Here is a 1,729-nt window from a genome sequence, read left to right as displayed (position 1 = left end):
ACCTCTGGCGAAAGAACTATTTCCGTAGAAAAAGGAAAATACTACGACTTCATTGGAACTGTTAGAGAAATCTCGGCTGACGGAACAATCTGTTCAGATACTTACTGTATTGGAGCGCTTCGATGAAAAAGTGGTATTGGATGTTTGTTTACACATTATCCAGTAGTTCATTCGCTTCAGAAACGCATAACTCCACCATTGCAGATGGCGGAATAAATGTAATTAAACATGTTCGACTTTGGATTGCAGTTCTCTGGAATTTGAGAGCAGTACTTGGCCTCGGTCTTGTCGTGTTTGGTTTCATCGGTTGGTACAAAGCAAACAAAGCGGATAATGATGTTTCTGTTCTATGGCCAATATCCTTCTCAATAGCTGGCGCATTATTAACTTTCCACGGTGGTTTAGATCTAGTGGGTGAGGTATTTACCTTTAGTGACACAGTGGACCCTATAACACTCGACTCATCTGGTCGGGCAAACCTCTCTTCTAACACAACTTATATCTTCGATGAAGGAGATAGCACGGAGTAACTATGAATAAACTAACGAAATGGTCCGGTGCCCTGGGTATCGCTCTAGCACTAACCTCTGTAACTACGATGGCAGCCAATGAAACAAAGCTAGAGCAAGCTGCAAAAAACGTGGATGCAATTTCAGCTGCTGGTGGTAGTGCTACATATACCATAGGCTTATGGATTGGTATTGCAATGATTGTCATTAGCCTTGCAACCTGGGCATGGAATAGCCGAGAAAGCTCACCACAAAGTAAGGGCGTAGGAAAATTCGTACTAATCTGTGGTATAGCAGGGGCCGCTTTGACTTTCCCAAGTGCTTACATAGCAATGTTCGGTGAGGCAGCAAGCATCTCAAGTGCTGATGAGTCTGTTGATTATCGTGACCTTCAAAACGTAAACAATTAGATAAACATACACAACCCCACTATCGAAAGCGTTAATAGATCGTGGGGCTAATTTTATCATCTACAAGGAACAAAAATGAAGAAAATACTACTTATGGCATCGACATTATCAGTTATTGCTGGCTGTGCTAATCAAACCGAACTAAGTGAACCAACAGTAGAGAACCCATCTTACCAATATCCTGGCATATCCAAGATATTATCAATTGATTATTTCGAAGTGGATAAAGGGACATCAGTTGCTCTTACGGAATATTTAGATAATCAAGATAGGTTTTGCTTCCAATGGGTTTCGTCAGCAAAGAAAGTAAATGGTGAAACAACAAATGAGCATTCAATAGAAGCGAATATTTCTGTTCATTGCGGAGGATACGAGATTAGACAAGTTGATAATAAAGGTGGTGATTACGTTTCTACCGATATAAGAACAGTTAACAAGTATAAGAATCGTGAAGGGTTATTCGTTCAAAATCTAGAGATGTAACATTTATTTTATTAAAATTCTAATCTACCAGTTTTACACTAATGCGCGCAACACGGTGATGAGCAGTCAAAACTCTCCGACCCAAATATGTCCATGAAACAGAGAAATTTAGAAGTTAGGAAACGGCTCTTTCTTTGGTCATACTCGCTCAAGTTAACCGCATTTCGCATTACCTCGAAATAATAGGGGTAATGCGAGTTTCCTATGTGGCCTAAAGAGCCAAGTCTGCCGATATAAGCAAATCTAATCAAAAACAAGTTGCTATATTGATCCGCTTTGCTATTGTAATTAGCAGAGTGGGTATTCAGACCGCTTGTTTAGCCGACC

General features: G+C 40.3%; 3 protein-coding genes. All 3 read left to right on the top strand.

Translation table 11 applies throughout. The features are described 5' to 3' along the window. Nucleotides 1-122: 122 nt before the first annotated feature. The 3 genes from IQR33_RS03315 (at nt 123) to IQR33_RS03305 (ending at nt 1,402) form a co-directional block, all read left to right on the top strand. A complete protein-coding gene (locus tag IQR33_RS03315; protein WP_025634011.1) occupies nt 123-530 on the top strand; it encodes a hypothetical protein in 408 nt (135 codons plus the stop codon). A gap of 2 nt (nt 531-532) precedes the next feature. Beyond that, nucleotides 533-919, top strand: a complete 387-nt coding sequence (locus IQR33_RS03310) for a hypothetical protein (RefSeq protein WP_025634012.1) — start codon at nt 533-535, stop codon at nt 917-919. A gap of 75 nt (nt 920-994) precedes the next feature. Next, nucleotides 995-1,402, top strand: coding sequence for a hypothetical protein (locus tag IQR33_RS03305; protein WP_078535585.1), 408 nt, complete (start codon nt 995-997; stop codon nt 1,400-1,402). Nucleotides 1,403-1,729: the final 327 nt, after the last annotated feature.

It is taken from the genome of Vibrio sp. OPT46 (assembly GCF_015163535.1).
GTDB lineage: Bacteria > Pseudomonadota > Gammaproteobacteria > Enterobacterales > Vibrionaceae > Vibrio > Vibrio alginolyticus.
Note: the sequence above shows the minus strand (reverse complement) of the source record. Positions and strands in the feature narration are given on the sequence as shown.

Coding starts and splice junctions, on each gene's coding strand:
- IQR33_RS03315 (WP_025634011.1), top strand. CDS start 123: ATGAAAAAGTGGTATTGGATGTTTGTTTACACATTATCCAGTAGTTCA.
- IQR33_RS03310 (WP_025634012.1), top strand. CDS start 533: ATGAATAAACTAACGAAATGGTCCGGTGCCCTGGGTATCGCTCTAGCA.
- IQR33_RS03305 (WP_078535585.1), top strand. CDS start 995: ATGAAGAAAATACTACTTATGGCATCGACATTATCAGTTATTGCTGGC.